The 16603-nt window shown below is 61.2% G+C and carries 16 protein-coding genes; 8 read left to right on the forward strand and 8 right to left on the reverse strand.

Going from position 1 to position 16603, the window contains the following annotated elements; genetic code table 11:
* From ACXN5S_RS05685 to ACXN5S_RS05715, 7 genes are all read left to right on the forward strand, one after another.
* Window positions 1-951 carry a carbohydrate ABC transporter permease gene (locus ACXN5S_RS05685; RefSeq protein ID WP_458604435.1) on the forward strand — a complete coding sequence of 317 codons (951 nt, stop codon included), beginning with the start codon at window positions 1-3 and terminating at the stop codon, window positions 949-951.
* Window positions 948-1772: a carbohydrate ABC transporter permease gene (locus ACXN5S_RS05690; RefSeq protein WP_458604436.1), complete on the forward strand. Its 825-nt coding sequence runs from the start codon at window positions 948-950 to the stop codon at window positions 1770-1772. Before ACXN5S_RS05685 ends, ACXN5S_RS05690 begins: the two co-directional genes overlap by 4 nt.
* 25 nt (window positions 1773-1797) lie before the next feature.
* Complete coding sequence (locus tag ACXN5S_RS05695) at window positions 1798-2868, forward strand: zinc-dependent alcohol dehydrogenase (protein WP_458604437.1); 1071 nt, start codon at window positions 1798-1800, stop codon at window positions 2866-2868.
* Entirely contained in the window at window positions 2868-3923 is a 1056-nt protein-coding gene (locus tag ACXN5S_RS05700; RefSeq protein ID WP_458604438.1) for a glycoside hydrolase 5 family protein, read from the forward strand. Before ACXN5S_RS05695 ends, ACXN5S_RS05700 begins: the two co-directional genes overlap by 1 nt.
* The gene (gene dld / locus ACXN5S_RS05705; RefSeq protein WP_458604439.1) at window positions 3920-5677 is read left to right on the forward strand and encodes a D-lactate dehydrogenase; all 1758 of its coding nucleotides are present in this window, start codon (window positions 3920-3922) and stop codon (window positions 5675-5677) included. Before ACXN5S_RS05700 ends, dld begins: the two co-directional genes overlap by 4 nt.
* Window positions 5665-6720: an ABC transporter ATP-binding protein gene (locus ACXN5S_RS05710; RefSeq protein WP_458604440.1), complete on the forward strand. Its 1056-nt coding sequence runs from the start codon at window positions 5665-5667 to the stop codon at window positions 6718-6720. The genes dld and ACXN5S_RS05710 overlap by 13 nt, the downstream gene beginning before the upstream one ends.
* Window positions 6721-7644: 924 nt before the next feature.
* On the forward strand, window positions 7645-7884 hold the full coding sequence (locus ACXN5S_RS05715) for a hypothetical protein (protein ID WP_458604441.1): 240 nt from the start codon (window positions 7645-7647) through the stop codon (window positions 7882-7884).
* Between the two features lie 565 nt (window positions 7885-8449).
* Here ACXN5S_RS05715 and ACXN5S_RS05720 read toward each other — a convergent pair.
* From ACXN5S_RS05720 to ACXN5S_RS05730, 3 genes are all read right to left on the reverse strand, one after another.
* Window positions 8450-8980: a hypothetical protein gene (locus tag ACXN5S_RS05720; protein ID WP_458604442.1), complete on the reverse strand. Its 531-nt coding sequence runs from the start codon at window positions 8978-8980 to the stop codon at window positions 8450-8452.
* A 492-nt stretch (window positions 8981-9472) separates the two neighbouring features.
* A complete protein-coding gene (locus ACXN5S_RS05725) occupies window positions 9473-10108 on the reverse strand; it encodes a recombinase family protein (protein ID WP_458604443.1) in 636 nt (211 codons plus the stop codon).
* Between the two features lie 88 nt (window positions 10109-10196).
* Window positions 10197-10379, reverse strand: coding sequence for a hypothetical protein (locus ACXN5S_RS05730; RefSeq protein WP_458604444.1), 183 nt, complete (start codon window positions 10377-10379; stop codon window positions 10197-10199).
* A 668-nt stretch (window positions 10380-11047) separates the two neighbouring features.
* Between ACXN5S_RS05730 and ACXN5S_RS05735 the strand changes: the two genes are divergently transcribed.
* Complete coding sequence (locus ACXN5S_RS05735) at window positions 11048-12130, forward strand: tyrosine-protein kinase family protein (protein ID WP_458604445.1); 1083 nt, start codon at window positions 11048-11050, stop codon at window positions 12128-12130.
* A gap of 546 nt (window positions 12131-12676) precedes the next feature.
* Here ACXN5S_RS05735 and ACXN5S_RS05740 read toward each other — a convergent pair.
* From ACXN5S_RS05740 to ACXN5S_RS05760, 5 genes are all read right to left on the reverse strand, one after another.
* Entirely contained in the window at window positions 12677-13141 is a 465-nt protein-coding gene (locus tag ACXN5S_RS05740; protein ID WP_458604446.1) for a hypothetical protein, read from the reverse strand.
* Between the two features lie 4 nt (window positions 13142-13145).
* Window positions 13146-13478 carry an STAS-like domain-containing protein gene (locus ACXN5S_RS05745; RefSeq protein WP_458604447.1) on the reverse strand — a complete coding sequence of 111 codons (333 nt, stop codon included), beginning with the start codon at window positions 13476-13478 and terminating at the stop codon, window positions 13146-13148.
* Window positions 13468-14373, reverse strand: a complete 906-nt coding sequence (locus ACXN5S_RS05750; RefSeq protein ID WP_458604448.1) for an ATP-binding protein — start codon at window positions 14371-14373, stop codon at window positions 13468-13470. Before ACXN5S_RS05750 ends, ACXN5S_RS05745 begins: the two co-directional genes overlap by 11 nt.
* Before the next feature lie 536 nt (window positions 14374-14909).
* Entirely contained in the window at window positions 14910-15242 is a 333-nt protein-coding gene (locus ACXN5S_RS05755) for a hypothetical protein (protein WP_458604449.1), read from the reverse strand.
* A gap of 543 nt (window positions 15243-15785) precedes the next feature.
* A complete protein-coding gene (locus ACXN5S_RS05760; RefSeq protein WP_458604450.1) occupies window positions 15786-16577 on the reverse strand; it encodes a glycoside hydrolase family 19 protein in 792 nt (263 codons plus the stop codon).
* Window positions 16578-16603: the final 26 nt, after the last annotated feature.

Consider the following 16603-nt stretch of genomic DNA (forward strand, 5'->3'; position numbering starts at 1 on the left):
ATGTCGGACCGCACAGACCCGCTTGACGTGGTCCGCGCGGCACAAGGTCGGAGCGGGGGCGCCAGCCGCCCCCGCTCCGACTGGAGTGCCAGCCGCGGGCGCCTGTTCCTGGTGCTCATCGCGCCGTCGGTGCTTCTGCTGGCGCTGCTGAACGCCTACCCCGTCGCCTACGCGGCGCTGCAATCGGTGCGCAACGGTACCCTCATCACCGCAGGGGAGTTCGTCGGGCTGGCGAACTTCGCCAAGGTCCTCCAGAGCCCCGACTTCTGGCACGCGGTGCGCTTCACCGCGATCTTCACCATCTCCGGCGTCGCCGGGAGCTGGCTGATCGGCATGGCGCTGGCGCTGGCGCTGCAGGCGCGCATCCACTTCGGCGGCATCTTCAAGGTGCTGCTGCTGCTGCCCTGGGTCGTGCCCATCGTGGTGTCGTCCATGGCGTGGAACTGGCTGGTGGCGACGCCCGACTCGCCGATGCCGGCGCTGGCGCGCTTCCTCGGCTTCGGCACGCCGCTCTTCCTCGCCGATCCGGTGCTGGCGGCGGTGACCGTCTGCGTCTTCAAGATCTGGTGCAGCTTTCCCTTCATGATGCTGATGATGAGCGCCGCGCTCTCGGCCATCGACCGGAGCGTCTACGAGGCCTCCTCGCTCGACGGGGCCAGCGCGCGCCAGCAGCTGTTCTACATCACGCTGCCGCTGACGCGGCGGACGACCTACATCAGCTGGATCCTGATGACGATCTTCTGCATCAACGACTTCCCCACCATCTACCTGCTCACCGCCGGCGGCCCGATCGATGCGACGACCTCGCTGATCGTGCTGGCCTACCGGCTGGTGTTCCAGAACTTCCAGACGGGCCCCGGCGTCGCCGTGGCGCTGATAATGACGGCCGCGATGGTCGTCGTGTCGATGGTGCTCTTCCGCCAGATCCGCAAATCGGGAGCGACAGCATGACCGCCGCAGGACCGAGTTTCAACCGCGCGAAGGCGCTGCGCACCACCGGTGTCTTCGTCTTCACGGCCATCGCGCTGCTGCCGATCGGCGCCACCATCATGCTGTCGCTGCGCCCGCGCCCGGGCGGGGAGCCGGCGCTGATCAGCCTGCAGAACTTCAGGCATGTCTTCGAGACGTCGCTGGTGCTCGACTGGCTGGGCAACTCGCTCATGGTGTCGCTCTTCACCGTCGTCGCGGCGATCATCGTCTCGGCGCCGGCGGGCTACGTGATCAGCCGCGGGCGGCACAAGGTGATCGAGGGCTACTCGCTGCTGCTCTTCATCGTCCAATCGCTGCCGATCATCACCGCCGTCATCCCGCTCTTCATCCTCTTTGCGCGGCTCGGGCTGGCCGATCACCTCGGGGCGCTGGTCATCATCTACGTGGCCGGCTCTCTCTCCGTCGCAACATGGATGATGGCGGCGTACTTCGACTCCATCCCCGCGGCACTGGAGGAGGCGGCCTGGATCGACGGCTGCTCCGTCTTCGGCGGCTTCGTGCGGATCGTGCTGCGCAACTCGCTGCCCGGGGTGCTGTCGACGGCGATCTTCACCTTCCTCCTCAGCTGGAACGACTACCTCGTCGCCATCGTCTTCCTGAAGTCCGACGACAGCTTCACGCTGCCCATCGGCCTGCAATCCTTCTTCCAGCAGACATCCACCGACTGGGGCGCCGTCATGGCGGTCTCCGTCATCACCATGATGCCCCCGGTCATCCTGTTCGCCCTGCTCAACCGCTACTTCAGCGTCGGCGGCATCGGCGGCTCGCTGTCGAGCCAGTGACCGGACAAGTGACGGAGACAGATACGTGAGACACGTCGTGATCTCGGCGCCCGGACGGATCGATGTCCTGCCGGCGCCGCCCCCCCTGCCCGGCCCGGGCGACCTGCTGCTCGCCCCGCTGGCCATCGGCCTTTGCCGGACGGATGCGGAGCTGGCCGATTGCAGCCACATCTACCTGCGCGACGGGCGCGCCAGCCTGCCGATGACGCCCGGCCACGAATGGGTCGCCCGCGTCGTCGCCGTGGGGGAGGAAGCCCGCGGCTTCGCCCCCGGCGACCGGGTGGTGGGGGAGTGCAGCATCGGCTGCGGGCATTGCCTGCGCTGCGATGCCGGCGATTACCACCAGTGCGACAACCGCGCCGAGACCGGCATCATGAAGCAGGAGGGCGCGCTGGCCGGCCTCGTCCGCTTTCCCGCCACCAGCGCCTACAAGGTGCCGGCGGAGATCGCCGATGACGACGCCGTCTTTGCCGAGCCCGCCGCCGTCGCCCTGCGCGCCGTCCTCCGCGCCGGGTGGAGCAAGGGCGACCGGGTGCTCGTCGTCGGCGCCGGCACCATCGGCTGGCTCGCCGCCGCCATCGCCATGGATCTCTACGCCTGCGAGGTCGCGGTGATGGAGCCGGACGAGGCCCGCATGGCCCGCGCCACCGGCATCGGGGCTCGGCCGGCGCAGGTGGCCGAGCAGTTCGACGTGGTGATCGAGGCCAGCGGCAACGCCAACGGCCTGCGCGCCGCGCTCGGGCGGCTGGCCAGCAACGGCCGGCTGGTCGCCGTCAGCCTGACGGGCTGCTCCAGTCACCCGGTGGATGTCGACCGCATGGTCGTCAGCGACCAGTCGCTGACCGGCTCGCTCGGCAGCCCCGGTGTCTGGTCGCAGATGCTGCAGCTTCTGGGGCGCGGGCGGGTCAGGCCCGCTGCGCTGATCACCGGGCGCTACCCGCTCGCCGAGGCGCGGGAGGCCTACGCGGCCCTCCTCGCCAATGCGCCGGGCACGGGCAAGCTGGTGATCGTCCCCGGGGGCGAGGATCGGGATGAGGATCGCGGGGAGACGGCGACGACCGCCGACGCCGCCATGGAGGAAGAGGGAGTGAGATGATGGAAACCAGTGAGGTCTTCGGCTTCAACTACGACGGGTCCTGGGGATCCAGCGGGCTGGAGGTGTGGAACCACCACGACCACGGGCTGATGGCCGTGGAGATCGCGCGGGGCAAGCGCTACTTCCCCGAGTGGAACGTCGGGCGGTGGTGGCTCTCCAACGAGAGCTACCAGAGGAACCCCGAGCGCTTCATGGCCAACCTCGACGCCGGCCTCGGCATCTTCGCCAGCCACGGCATCAAGGTCATGCCCGTGCTCTTCAACCGCTGGCGCGACCCGGTCTGCGATTTCGGCGGCGTCGGGCTGGAACACCTGATCCCCTGGGCGACGGCGTGGAACCACTCCGACGACCTGTTCTCCTCCCCCGATCCCACGGGCCGCAAGCTGACCATCGTGGAAGAGGTCCATGCCGGCTTCCTCGACGCCGTGATCGGCGCGCACAAGGACGACGACCGGATCTATTGCTGGGATCTCTGTAACGAGCCCCTGATGGGCGAGTATGTCGATGATGAAGCGAGCCCCCTCCGCGCGGCAGAGCTGAAGTGGCTGGAATGGCTGGCGGGCAAGGTGCGGATGCTCGGCGCAAGCCAGCCCATCACCATCGGCAACTACCCCGGCCTCTCGGCGGTGAAGGCGACGGAGCCGCTCGTCGATATCCTCTCCTTCCACCCCTACTACGTCTGGAACGGTGTCGCCGCGCAAATGCAGGTGACGAAGAAGGAGGGCTTCATCAAGCTCGTGGAAGACACGGTCGCCTTCGCAGACAGCGTCGGCAAGGGGCTCATCGCGTCGGAAACCGTCTGGGGCGCGCGCGACGATGCCAAGCATGTCGAGGTGATGAATTTCACCCTCGGCGAGCTGGCAAAGCGGGGCGTGGGCTTCACGGTTCATGCGCTGCACCACAGCCTGATCTCCGACCTGCACCGCGACGAATACGGGCCCGTCGGCCTGCCGGAATGCCTGCATTTCATCGAAGCGGACGGCTCCCTCCGCAAGGGGCACGAGGCGTTCAACGACTTCGCACCCTCGAAGCGGCGCGCGCAGGCGGCGGAATGACCCGCGCGGCGCCCGAGCTGGTGGAGGAGGTCCTCCGCGACTTTCGCCGCATCGCCGGGCGTCGCCACGTGCTGACGGCCCCCCGCGCCACCCGCCGTTACCGGCGAGGCTACCGGCAGGGCGACGGCCCGGTGCTCGCCGTCCTGCGCCCCGGTACGCTGGTGGAGCATTGGCGGCTGCTCGAAATCTGCGCCCGCGCGCGGCTCATCGTGATATACCAGGCCGCGAATACCGGCCTCACCGGCGGCTCGACGCCCGATGGCGCAGGTTATGACCGGCCCGTGGTGATCATCAGCACCCTCCGGCTCAACCGGACCGACCTCATTCGCGGCGGCGCGCAGGTCATCTGCCAGCCCGGCGCGACGCTGGAGGCGCTGGAACGGCGGCTCGCTCCGCTGGGCCGCGAGCCCCATTCGGTGATCGGCGCTTCCTGTATCGGCGCCACGGCAACGGGCGGCGTGTGCAACAATTCCGGCGGCGCTCTCGTGCAGCGCGGCCCGGCCTATACCGAACTCTCGCTCTTCGCCCGCATCGACGAGACCGGCGCGTTGCGGCTTGTGAACCACCTCGGGCTCGATCTGGGCGAGGCGCCAGAGACGATACTCGGCCGGCTCGACCGGGGGGACTGGGGCGAGGCCGAGGTCCGCGAAGGGGGCAACCGCGCCGCCTCCGACCGGGACTATGCCGCCCATGTGCGCGACACCGCCGCGACCAGCCCGGCCCGGTTCAACGGCGACCCGCGGCGGCTCTTCGAGAGCGCCGGCTCGGCGGGGCATCTCGCCGTCTTCGCGGTGCGGCTCGATACCTTCCCTGCCGACGAGGGCGCCGCGACCTTCTGCATTGGCACGAACGACCCCGGCGAGCTGGCCCGGCTGCGGCGGGACGTGCTGGAGCAGTTCGATCACCTGCCCATTGCCGCCGAATACCTGCACGCCACCGCCTTCGACCTCGCCGAGCGCCACGGCCGCGACCTCTTTCGCTTCATCCGCGCCGCCGGGACCCGCAACGTGCCGCGCGCCTTCGCGATCAAGAGCCGGGTGGACGGCTGGACGGAACGGCTCGGCCTCGGCTCTGCCCTCAGTGACCGGCTGCTCCACGCGGCCACGAGGCCCCTGCCCTCGCACCTCCCACCCCGGCTGCGCGACTGGCGGTCGCGCTTCGACCACCTACTGTTCCTCAAGGTGCCCGGCGCCGGCGTAGCAGAGGCCCGCGCCCGGCTCTCCCGCGCCTTCCCTTCCGCCAGCGGTGACGCCTTCGAATGCACGCCGAGCGAGGGGGAGGATGCGTTCCTGCTGCGCTTCACCGTCGGCGGCGCCGTCGTGCGCTACAGGGCGCTTCACCGCGACACGGTCGAGGACATCGTCGCCCTCGACATCGCGCTGCCGCGGGATGCGGAAGACTGGTTCGAGACCCTGCCGCCCGAGATCGAGGCCGATATCGAAGCGCGGCAATATTGCGGCCACTTCCTCTGCCACGTCTTCCATCAGGAATATTTCATCCGCCGCGGGGCTGACCCCGGGGCGGTGAAGGCGAAGATGCTCGCGCTCCTCGATCAGCGCGGCGCCCGCTACCCCGCCGAGCACAACCACGGCCATGCCTATGCGGCGCCGCCCGAGGTTCTGGCGCATTTCCGCGGGCTCGACCCCACAAATTCGTTCAACCCCGGCATCGGCCGCGCCACGCGCGCCGCCGGCTGGGGCGGGCATATTCCGGCAAGGGCCGGCACAGAGGAGGAGACGACATGGGCGCGATGACCATTCGCGAGGCGCGCAAGACTTACGGCGCTCTGGAGGTGCTGCACGGCGTCTCGCTCGACATCGAGGACGGTGAATTCGTCATCCTCGTCGGGCCGTCAGGCTGCGGGAAATCAACCCTCCTGCGCATGATCGCCGGGCTGGAGAGCATAGCCTCGGGCGTGATCTCCATCGCCGGCCGCACGGTCAACGGGCTTGCCCCGAAGGACCGCGACATCGCGATGGTCTTCCAGAACTACGCGCTCTACCCGCACATGACGGTGGAGGAGAACATGTCCTTCTCGCTCAAGCTCGCCGGCGTGAAACCCGCGCAGCGCCGCGAGCGCGTCAAGGCCGCGGCGGCGATGCTGGGGCTGCAGGATTATCTAGAGCGCTACCCCCGCCAGCTCTCGGGCGGGCAGCGCCAGCGCGTCGCCATGGGCCGGGCCATCGTGCGTAACCCGCAGGTCTATCTCTTCGACGAGCCGCTCTCGAACCTCGACGCCAAGCTTCGGGTGCAGATGCGCTCTGAAATCAAGATGAATCACCAGCGGCTCGGCACCACCACGGTCTACGTCACCCACGACCAGATCGAGGCGATGACGATGGCCGACCGCATCGTCGTCATGCGCGACGGCAGGATCGAACAGGTCGGCACGCCGCTCGATCTCTACGACCGGCCCGCCAACCTCTTCGTCGCCGGCTTCATCGGCTCCCCGTCGATGAACCTGCTGCCCGGACGGCTGGAGACCGGCGCCTTCACGGCGCAGGACGGCACCCGTCTCGCCCTGCCGGACGGACTTGCGCGGCCAGCCGTGGGCGACGTGGTGCTCGGAATCCGGCCCGAGGGGCTCCGCATGGCCGCGGACGGCGTAGCTGCAACCGTCGTGACCGTCGAACCGACAGGCTCGGAAACGCAGGTGACGCTGGATCTCGCCAGCCAGCCGGTCACGGCGCTCTTTCGCGACCGCGTGACGAGCCGCCCGGGCGAGAGCATCCACCTGGCACTGGACCCGCGGCACCTGCACCTTTTCGACGCCGCCTCGGGGGAGCGTATCGGCTGAGGGGCTCGCCACCTGAACCGCACAGCGTTCGCCGTTGGCTGGAGAGCGGGTCTCCCTGCTTCGCAATGATACTATTCTCCGCCAAGCGAGCATCGTCTGAAGTCACCGCGGAAATGCGGCACCAATCAAAATCCACATCTCTTTTCTCGCCAGCCACGCGTTTCCGCGTCCGACCGCGAGAATTCGGCGGCGATCGCCGCTATTATGGAGTTTCCCCGAGATCCGGGGCGCTCCCCGCAACCTTCGCGAAAGAACGCATCGGCGCGCGCGATACCCTCAAGCCCAGGCCGAAGACACTAAATCCCACGGCTAACACACATCAGCTGCCTCCCATGCCTCAAGATACCCCGCCCAGACCCGCTCGGACCTATGCATTGCGACGGAGTTCGAATCCGTCTTCAGGCTCTTCCAAAACACCGGTCGAGGCTTGGCGTCCGCGTAGCGGGAGGGGCCGCGGCGCATCAAATACTAGTGGGCCGCTACACCCGCAGCGCCGCCCGCCGGCGCGCCGTCATAGCGCAACGGAACATCCGAAACCGTTCCTAGTATATGCGGGAACCACGAAATTCTCGCAGTTAAACGCGCACTTAAGAAAGGGGTGGCGGACAGTGAGGAAGGGCGAGAGGCTGTTCTTTTCAATGGTTTAAGATGGAAACCGACCGACACCCGCCTCGTTTCCCATCAAGGACTTAGTGGAACATGTGGAAACCTGCTCGGGAAGCCGCATCGCACCCTCGGCATTTAGCCCACAGCTCTAGCGCACCTGTCCAAAGTTAAGGGTTCCCTCGATCTCCAGTCGAGTTGAGGTATCACATTCAAGTGACCGGGAGAGAATCATAGAAACTTTTTATTGCGGTCGCGGCAGCCGCTCTCGTCGCCGGTTGCGCTAAGCAGCCCGCGTCTATCGCTGCTGTCGAGGTGGGCATGGAAGCATATGCCAACTCCTCGTGCCAACAGCTTGCCCAAGCAGAGATCCAAGCTTCGCAACAGTTGGAGAACCTGAGTGCAGCCCAGCGGTCTGCGGATACTGGTGATACGATCGGGGTGCTGCTTATCGGCTTGCCACTCTCGAGCATGGGCGGCGGGGACCGTGAGGCGCAGATCGTGATCGAGAGAGGAAAGATGCAAGCGATTGATCGTTACCAAGCAGCCCGAAGCTGCTGAAGACGCCGGACTGCTGACCGTGTTGGGTGCACCCGCCATGGTCGGCGCATTTATAAGATTGTCCCTTGGTAAGGGAGAGGTCGAGAGTTCAATCCTCTTTCACAGCACCAGTTTTCTCCATACAGATCAGTCATTTAGAGAGAGTGTGCTGGGGGATACCCTTGCAAGTCCTGGCAGAACGCGGCAGGAACATGCGAGAAGGTACGGCACAAAACTGACACAGCCTTGGTGCCCTGCGATGTTCAAAAGCCCAACCGCTGACCCTCCCCTCTTCGCTTCCGGCTGCACCCACATTCTGGTGCGATGCTGGCAGAAGCACTGCCGCCACGAGGTTGAGCTACAGCCCGAGGATTTGCCAAAGGGGATCGGCCACTACGCCTTCGGCCGGCGAGCGAAGTGCGCGAAGTGCGGAACGAATTGGCCCCAGATCACCGAGCCCCAGATCACCGAGTTCCCGTCGGCGCCCAGCGTGTGGGATCGACATGGGAAGAGCGCGGGCGACCGGCGCGGATGAGCAGATGGCGCGACTGGCAACCGTAGCCGGGCTAGCGCCGAGAAAGCGCGACTAACGACGTCGCTCTCCGTCAAGCTCTTCTTGAAGAAATTCTATTTCCGCACTCATCGCAGCTGCTCTAGCCTCGCTTTCATCGAGGGCGAGTAGAGCTGCTCTAAGTTGGGCCAGAAGAATTGCCGGATCCTGTCTCATAGGGACTATGCGTCCACCAGCAGACATCGTATCCTCAACTACTGAAAACAACATTCCTAGTGCTCGGTTTTCCCAGCTGCAATCAGCTTGAGAGACCTCGCCCCGTTGATGGATGTATAGACTGGTCTCGCTTCCGACCATGATACGGCTATCCGATGAGACCGACCAGTCATGCCCATCCTTTCGAACGTCGACCACATCGCCTCGTATGGAATAGAGCTGCCAGCCTTCATCAGTAAGTCCAAACAGTTGAAAATCGTGACCGCCCTCGCGATCGGTGCAAACCATTAGATCCCATTCCAGAACCTCTCCTCCGGCCTCGACTTCACCTATCTGCTGCGCCGCAGCTGGTAGGCCCACGGTAGCTGCGAGAACAATCAACCATCTCATAGATTTCTTCTCTCCTCTTTAGGACTTGACCTTGTGAGTTCAGTTCAGTCGGCGCCTGCGCTAAACTCCGGCTTCGACATCACCGCAAGGCATATCGAACAGGGTTGCACCGAAAGAGGCGTCCTGGGGCGTCCGCCGAGGCGGCGATCCTCAGCGTAATGCAGGCCATCAAATCACCCGGGTCGGCGTACCCAAAAACAAGTGCCACTTTCTCCCAATCATCGAACGAATTCAACGTCTCAAGCCAGTAGCCGCCTTCGGTATGCGGGTTTGCTTCGACAGCCTCTACTAACCTTTCCAAGTCCTTCGTTGAGCCTTGAGAGTAAATCAGGCTCGGCGTGAGAGCGGCGGCTATCGCCAACGATAATTGCTTCAAAGTCCGCCCCTCCTATCTGGACTCGTAGGGAAGGATGGCGGGAGGGCCTGCCTTCCGAGGCTGATCGCACCCCGACTCCCTCACGCGCTCGACGGCTACGGCCGGCAGGTTAACCGTCATTCAGCCACCCATCGCTGCGCTCTGCTACTTCGACCGCTCCCGAAGCTTTGGTATGCGACCGATACAGTCCTGAAGCTCTCGCCGGTGCCCACGTCGCCAACCTCACCGGCTTTCCATTTCTTCTGCCAGGCGTAGTAGGCAGCGCGGCTCACCGGAGGGCCCGGCAGCGCCTTGACCGCCGCCCGGACCTCCGGCCCCAGTTCACCGTCGCGCAGGAGCTGGTCGGCTACCTCTACGCGGCCCGGCGTCATCGCGATCGGCCTGCCGCCCTTCTCACCGCGCTCTCGCGCCCGGGCGAGGCCGACATTCGTTCTCTCGATGATGAGGTTGCGCTCCGGCTCAGCGACCACGCCCATGATCTGCAGCATTGCCTTGCCCATGGGCGTCGTCAGATCGACGCGCTCTGTCAGGCTGAACAACTTGACGCCGCGCCGCTCGAAGAAATTGAGCACCCAGAGGATGCCCTCGAGCGTGCGGGCAAGACAGTCGAGATTCCAGACGACAAGCTCGGTGCCGGGGTGCTGCGCATACTTCAGCACGCGGACGAACATGGGGCGCTCAAGCGTGCTTCCGCTGGCGCGGTCGACGAAGATCAGCTCCTCGGGCACCCCGTAGGCCTTCAGCGCCGCCATCTGCACGTCCGGGTTCTAGTCGGAAGTGGAGACGCGGGCATATCCGATCTTCCTGACCGGCAGGTTTTCAGATTTGGACTGCCATTTATTACCGCTCGCCATCGTCGTCGCCGCCATTCTGGACCGGGTTCTCGGACCGAGCCTCGCACCGATCGAGCTCATTGTCGATCGCCTCACGAATGAACGCTGCGCGCTGGTTTGGCCTCGCAACACGCTCAATGCGGTCGAGCGCCTCTTGCGTCAGGCGCACCACTGTCGGCTTCACGTTCATCGGCGGGCGCCCCATTATGCTGGTGCTGACGCAACAGACGTCAGCTTCGGCGGAAGGCCGCCCCCCGCCGCCGATGAGAGCCGCGTGATGGCTAAGGAGGAGTTAGCCGCGAACGCCAACCCTGCTGGTCCGAGAGGGTCAAAAGACCTTACAACGCACAGCCTGCCAACCGATCGATGTAACCGCCCCAGCCAAGACGAAGTCCTAATGTAACTTAGGTGCAACCAACTGACATTTCTGACTCGAAGGCTGGTTCACATCTATCAACTTCCCATCGACTAATTGTTCTCACCTAGCAGATAAACCTAACACCAAGGAGAGTGAAAATTGGTTCTGAGCCTTGTAGATGTTGCAAGCTACCGTGCGACGAAACGGTCTCTCATAATAGTGTCAGTCACGCTCATGGTATTCAGCAACCCTATAGATGATGGCTACCCCGTCCCGCAGGCTCTGGAATTGCTTTATGCGATTGTATATGTTGCCGACCTTCCTCTCAAAATCGCGGTTCTTGCCCTGATAATATCGTTGTTTCTGAGGTCGTACGAAGTAAAGGTACCAAGAGAAGGCTTTGCGTCCGAGTTTATTATTGGTTTTTCTGGATCTATCTTGCTCGGCGTACTAGCGCTAATACTCTCTGCTTTGTAGATACAAACTAGGAGCTTCAATCCTTGAAGGCTATTGATCAATCAGACGTATATCTCAGCGCCGCCTTCGGTCTTGTGCGAGAGTTCAAGTTCATCGGTTTGGCTGTTCTTGCCTTTACTCAAGCGACTTCCCTATTCATATATTATATGTGCATTGAATTTGGATCTGATTATGTAAGAGATCTAATAGATTTCATATCTTTAAAGAGCTGGCTTGTTGTGCTGTCAATTGAGATTTGGGCAATTACAGGGCTTTTCATCTCCGCCGCTGATCTTGACGATGGAGCGGAGCAAAATCCGCAGATGCTGGCTGACATGACTGGGGCGAAGGTTGCCCGAGGAGACGTGTTCGACAAGAGATATAGTTTAACAAAGAGACTCGAAGTTCAATGTGGTCGTTCCTCATCCTCCGAGATTAGAAACGCAACTAACCATCTCGTTGCCCTGTTAGGTGGAAGATCCGATCTGACGCCCGGAAAGCTTGGAGTGTTTGGGGTTGCCTCTGGCGTTCAATCGGAAGGCAAGACTACCACAGCACTCGGGCTTGCCGTCGCGGCAGCCAGACTTGGATATACGGCGGCCATATTGGATGCCGATTTACGCGCAAGATCGTCACCCTACTCAAACGTAATCGAAAAGCTCAAGGTTTCAGAGGGTGATGTTGCTCTACCTGAACCTTGGCGTATCAATCGCTGCAACTGCAAAGATGTTTCAGTCGACGTTGTTACGGACGATTACGAGGCGACTAACGGTTCACGCATCAATAACCTCCTGTCGATTAACAAGATTATAGATCTAACCTCTAGCCGATACGATCTGGTCGTTGTTGATTTTCCTCCGAGGCTGGTATTTCCGGATAGCGCATTTTGTGTGACCAGCATCGACAAGTGGGTCTATGTTTCCAGACACCACTGGGTTGACCGCCCGGTGGTAGAAGCAGGAGCGCAATTTCTTAAAGAGGACGGCGCTGAGATATCGCTGGCAGTCCTGACGATGATTCGGCCTTTGAAAGCTAGATACGCACCGGATTATCCATCTGTTTATGGATTGCTTCGACCAATTCGCTTTAAAGACCTCTACTATCCCGACGAGGACGATGAGGAGTGATTTTATCTATCTTGATTGGCGCCTTAATCGACCGTGCTGCGGCTTAGTCAGCCCGGCTAAATTTCGCCTAGGGCTGATCGCAATAGGCTAGTTTCTGCTCGTGCGAGATACGTCGACGCACCATTTTGAAAAAAGGGGGTCGAGGCGGATGTTCGGAGCAGCAGCATAGCTTAAATCGAGAAACCCCGGTTTCAAGCCGACAGCGCTCAGCCGTGAAAACCCGAAGGAGAAGAGCATGCCCGCACAACTCACTGGCCCTCTTGCCCATCTGAACGCGATCTCACGGCAGCGGAAGACGCACGCCGCCTCTCAGACGATCCGGCCAACCCGGATGAGGTGAGAACCGGGCTCGTGTCGTTCCCCCTCAGCATGTCCGAAGAGCACGCCGCACAATTCGCAGCGATGTTTCCGGCGATTCAGTCCAGCTAACCGGAGACAGAGCAATCCACCACCGGCCGGTTTGCCGAGAGTCCCCACATGTCTGTAACCAACTGAATGGTTAGTCGCCGGAGCAAGCCTACCTTGGTGATTGAAAATAGGGGGGGGCTACCTCGCCCAAAACATTTTTGTACGCTTCTTACGCAGTATGGCCTTCATTCGAACGATGATATTTACGCATTCAGCATAACGGTCAGGAGAAGCCTTATATTCCGTAGTTTGAAATTCTCCTCCCGTAGCGGACATATAGAGCTCCAAATCCAAGCCTTCAAATTCCAGGTATAAGTCCCCGAGGATTTGGACAGTTGTTTCAGCATACAACCCAGTCGCCTCCACCGCCGCCAGCAATATGTGTCCGACGTCTCTATGTTGCTCCTCGGAATGGGCGTAGGTTGCTCCTAACCAATATTCTTCAACAAGCCTTTCGATCCGCTCAAGCTCAGAAATGTAGTCCCGAATAACACTATTTGTTTCCGACAAATGGTTAAGGTAAGAGGTATAAACCCCTGCAAGGACTGCGCCGAAGAGAACCGCAGACAATCCACTCAGATAGACATGCAACTCCGCAGTCATGCTTTCATGCATTTATTATATGTTTCCAGATTGCTTTGCCACGTCGCTCGAAGCGAGCAGACCCTGGATCAATAATTAGAATGGTCTGAAGCTGCTCTTTCGTAGCAACGCGGTCCCTCACCAACCCACCAAATGCCTCCTCAAGAAACGAAGAACCAAAACTCATGACGCCTCGCAGCGAGACTCTAACCTTAACACCCCGCTCAAGGGCAGATATGATTGCTGGTGCGAGTACTTCTACCCTGAATTTCTTCCCATTGTACTTCGCGTCCACCTCGTCGCGACCGGTTGGGTACCTTGAGAACTCGGCCAAATTGATCACAATATCAGTCCCCATGTCGTCGCGTCCTAGGCAAGGTGATCTCCCATTCGATTAACGTCCCTTCGAGGTCGAGCGATAGAGGCCGCTTGAAGGCACCGACGTCCTTGCCATACTTATATAGTCCTTTCCGACTAATAATCGATAGGGTGCCATCCTCGCAAAGATCGATCAGCTCCTGCATCTGTGGGAGACCTAAGCCACGCTCGCTGGCGCCGGTCTGCGTCTTCCCTCGCTTCATTGAATAATTAATATACTCATGATCGACCATCCGAGGCGCAGATTCATAATCAAATTCTCCGACAAGACTTTTCATGACTGCGGTTACCGCTTCCTTATACCAGTCCCGACGAGGTAGCGTTCCTGGTATCGTCGCGCCTTGATCATATATTACTATTGTAAGTGTGTTATTTTCCTTATCGGCCCGCGCGCTCATCCACCATTGCTTTAAGCAAACCTCTGCCCGCCCATCTGTGTACCATTCAGGGTATGCGTGTTTCGCAACGTTGATCATTGCTTCACCCACCGCCGTGTTAATCTCTGTGAGTAAGTCCTCTGCTCCCTCTTCGTCAAAGGACAGAAACTCTAGCAATTCTGCAACAACGGCCGAAGCTTCCTCTAAGCCGTCGGCATTCTGAGCTGACAGTATTTTTGACACCTTATACGAAGGCGCGTCTTTCTTTCGATAGACTTCTTGCACTCGCTCCGCGGGGCCATGCCCGACAATTTCAAAGAACCCGATTTCGAATAGCGTCTTAAAAGATGCGACACTCCAGTTTGGAATATTGACGGCTGGCGGAACCTCTCCTACCGCCTCCATTCCTCGCGCGTATACTGCCGCCATTACGACCGCAGGCGCAGTGGACAGAACCTCTATTTCCGAGAAATCGGTATACCTCCTTATCGTCGGCATCCGGCCAGGCTTCCTCGTAACCCAAGTACGCGAAATTTTTCTTGTGGGGCGCTTTCCAGAGACTGTCTTTCGCAAATATACTAGGAACTGTAGAGTTCCATCTAGGTTGTCTTCAAAGGACAGGATTCGAGGGGGGTGACTTGGAGGATATAGACACAGGACATTCTCTACGGAATTACCATCCCACATTTCAACAATGCGAGAAGTTCTAGTGCCTACAAACCTCGTTTCAATTAGTCGCGACCGCCTTGGTTGATTCCCTTTTATTGCCTTTCTTATATTATGTCGGCGTTCTCGTTCCGATTGCTTCCTCAAAGAACTAACCCGTGTCATGGCCCTCGGCTGAGTGGAGGCTAATATACCTTTGCTCGCGAGGGTAGAGGCGTCTTCGTGACCAGTTTACGGCAAGCTGACGGCTGTATCTCCCCGAGTCCATCTAACCCCGGTCCGCCCGCCGCCCAGAACGACAAAGGGCCCGCGCCTCCAACGATGCACGGGCACTTTGCATGTCGCGATTGCCGGAACGCGCCAGCCCGTCAGGGCGCCGGCAGCCGTGCCGCCCTCTCCGCCTGCACGCGAGCATAGAGCGCTTCATCGCTCACCTGCAGCTTCGCCAACGCTTCGGGGATCGTGCCCTTCAGGTAGATGATCACCGAGCTCTCTCCCCCTTTCGCCTCGTTGGCATAGGCGAGCGCCCGAGGCATCGCATCCGCTAGGATCTTACGAGCCGCGGCGAGTTCCCCTGCCGAGAACCAGCGCGAGAGCTGCCGACCAACCCATGCCGTCACAGCAGTCAGCACCATCACGAAGAGCGTTACGAGCGCGGACTTCGCCTCGTCCGAGCCGAGGATGTCGAGAAGGTAGTTCATGGCCGTGTTCCTTTCAGAAGTTGAGGTCGAGCAGATCCACGGTCTGCCCGGCGAGAATGTGGGTGGGATCGGAGGAGACCTATGCGGCCTGCTTCGACAGGGAACGCGCACCGAAAGTTGGGAGGGTGCGGTTCGGTCGGCGATGTTCTGAAATAGAAAGTTCTTGGAATCTCTGACAATTCCCAAAGCCCACACAGAAAGGTGATTAAAATTCTTCCTAGCCATTGCTTCGAATGGCTAATTGAATATTTTCGCAACCCGGCAGCACTGCCAGTTTTCTTATCCCGTAGATTTTTTGCCTAGCGATTAGTCACTTCGCCATGGGCGGGGACAAAATTCCTATTGGGAGAATGAATATTGTCTTTCAGGCTGTTCAAATGCCGCGAGTGCGGCCATCGAATGAGACTCGCCGGACGATCCTGCGGCTATTGCAGTGAAGACAAGCCGTCCTGGCAATTGCCTCAGATCTGGGTGATCAGCTTTGCCACCATTTTTGTGATCTCGGTGGGAATGTTCATGTAGGTGATCGCGAAAAGGCCGCGTTTATACGGCCAGCGCCTCGTCGGCCCGCGTCCGGATGTCGACGAGCGCCTTACGGACATGCTCATAGTTTTGATCCAGAACCGCAGTCGGGGCCTTACCAAACGCGATTGACGGCTGGGCGAACAGCTCCTCATGCAGCGCCCCGCGGGTCTGCGGCCCAGGAACTCCATCGACTTTGATGCCAGTGGCCCCCTGAAACGCCGGCACGCTGCCGTGGCCGAGGAAGGCGAGCCCCGCCTGCACGTAGAGATCGAGGCGATCGGCGAGGCCGTTGGTGCCACCGTTGATGCGGCGCGAGACCATCTCGGTGTTGCCGGCATCGGCGAAGCGATTGAGACTCTCGCCGGACCCCACATCCCAGAACCAGATCGGGCCAAGACCTTCCCAGGGATCAGTGTTCACCAGGTCCGGCTGCGCGACGAAGTCGACATCGGCGCCATGCACCTCGTGTACCCAGGCAGTGAAGCGCGCGTAGTTGGTTCGGCCCGTGATCTGCATGCCCGTCCGGCCAAGGTAGAGGAAGCCGTCACCATCGACCGCCGCCGTGTTGCCGAGATCCGTGCGGGTCTCGTAGCGCTTCTGCGCGGAGGTCGGCCCCCAGACCTCGCGATCATAGCGCCAGCGGGCGCTCTCGTGCGCGAGCTGGGCGAGGAACTGCACCAACCGGTGCGGGCGATCGAGACCGGCGGCCACCCCGCCCTTCTCCAGCCCGAGCGCCGTAGAGCGGAGATTATCGTTGACGGCTAGGCCGAAGAGGTCGGCGATGGCGGGGGCGTCGATATGTTTCGGCACAGTCTCTCTCCAATGCGGGAAACCCC

The organism is Pseudoroseicyclus sp. H15, assembly GCF_054353345.1.

Bases quoted from the DNA above. Each gene is read 5' to 3' on its own strand.
- ACXN5S_RS05725 (WP_458604443.1), bottom strand. From the start codon at position 10,108: ATGGCGGCGCTGAAGGCCTACGGGGTGCCCGAGGAGCTGATCTTCGTC.
- ACXN5S_RS05750 (WP_458604448.1), bottom strand. From the start codon at position 14,373: ATGCCGACGATAAGGAGGTATACCGATTTCTCGGAAATAGAGGTTCTG.
- ACXN5S_RS05745 (WP_458604447.1), bottom strand. From the start codon at position 13,478: ATGGGGACTGATATTGTGATCAATTTGGCCGAGTTCTCAAGGTACCCA.
- ACXN5S_RS05730 (WP_458604444.1), bottom strand. From the start codon at position 10,379: ATGAACGTGAAGCCGACAGTGGTGCGCCTGACGCAAGAGGCGCTCGAC.
- ACXN5S_RS05720 (WP_458604442.1), bottom strand. From the start codon at position 8,980: ATGAGATGGTTGATTGTTCTCGCAGCTACCGTGGGCCTACCAGCTGCG.
- ACXN5S_RS05690 (WP_458604436.1), top strand. From the start codon at position 948: ATGACCGCCGCAGGACCGAGTTTCAACCGCGCGAAGGCGCTGCGCACC.
- ACXN5S_RS05740 (WP_458604446.1), bottom strand. From the start codon at position 13,141: ATGACTGCGGAGTTGCATGTCTATCTGAGTGGATTGTCTGCGGTTCTC.
- ACXN5S_RS05755 (WP_458604449.1), bottom strand. From the start codon at position 15,242: ATGAACTACCTTCTCGACATCCTCGGCTCGGACGAGGCGAAGTCCGCG.
- ACXN5S_RS05685 (WP_458604435.1), top strand. From the start codon at position 1: ATGTCGGACCGCACAGACCCGCTTGACGTGGTCCGCGCGGCACAAGGT.
- ACXN5S_RS05710 (WP_458604440.1), top strand. From the start codon at position 5,665: ATGGGCGCGATGACCATTCGCGAGGCGCGCAAGACTTACGGCGCTCTG.
- ACXN5S_RS05715 (WP_458604441.1), top strand. From the start codon at position 7,645: ATGGAAGCATATGCCAACTCCTCGTGCCAACAGCTTGCCCAAGCAGAG.
- dld (WP_458604439.1), top strand. From the start codon at position 3,920: ATGACCCGCGCGGCGCCCGAGCTGGTGGAGGAGGTCCTCCGCGACTTT.
- ACXN5S_RS05700 (WP_458604438.1), top strand. From the start codon at position 2,868: ATGGAAACCAGTGAGGTCTTCGGCTTCAACTACGACGGGTCCTGGGGA.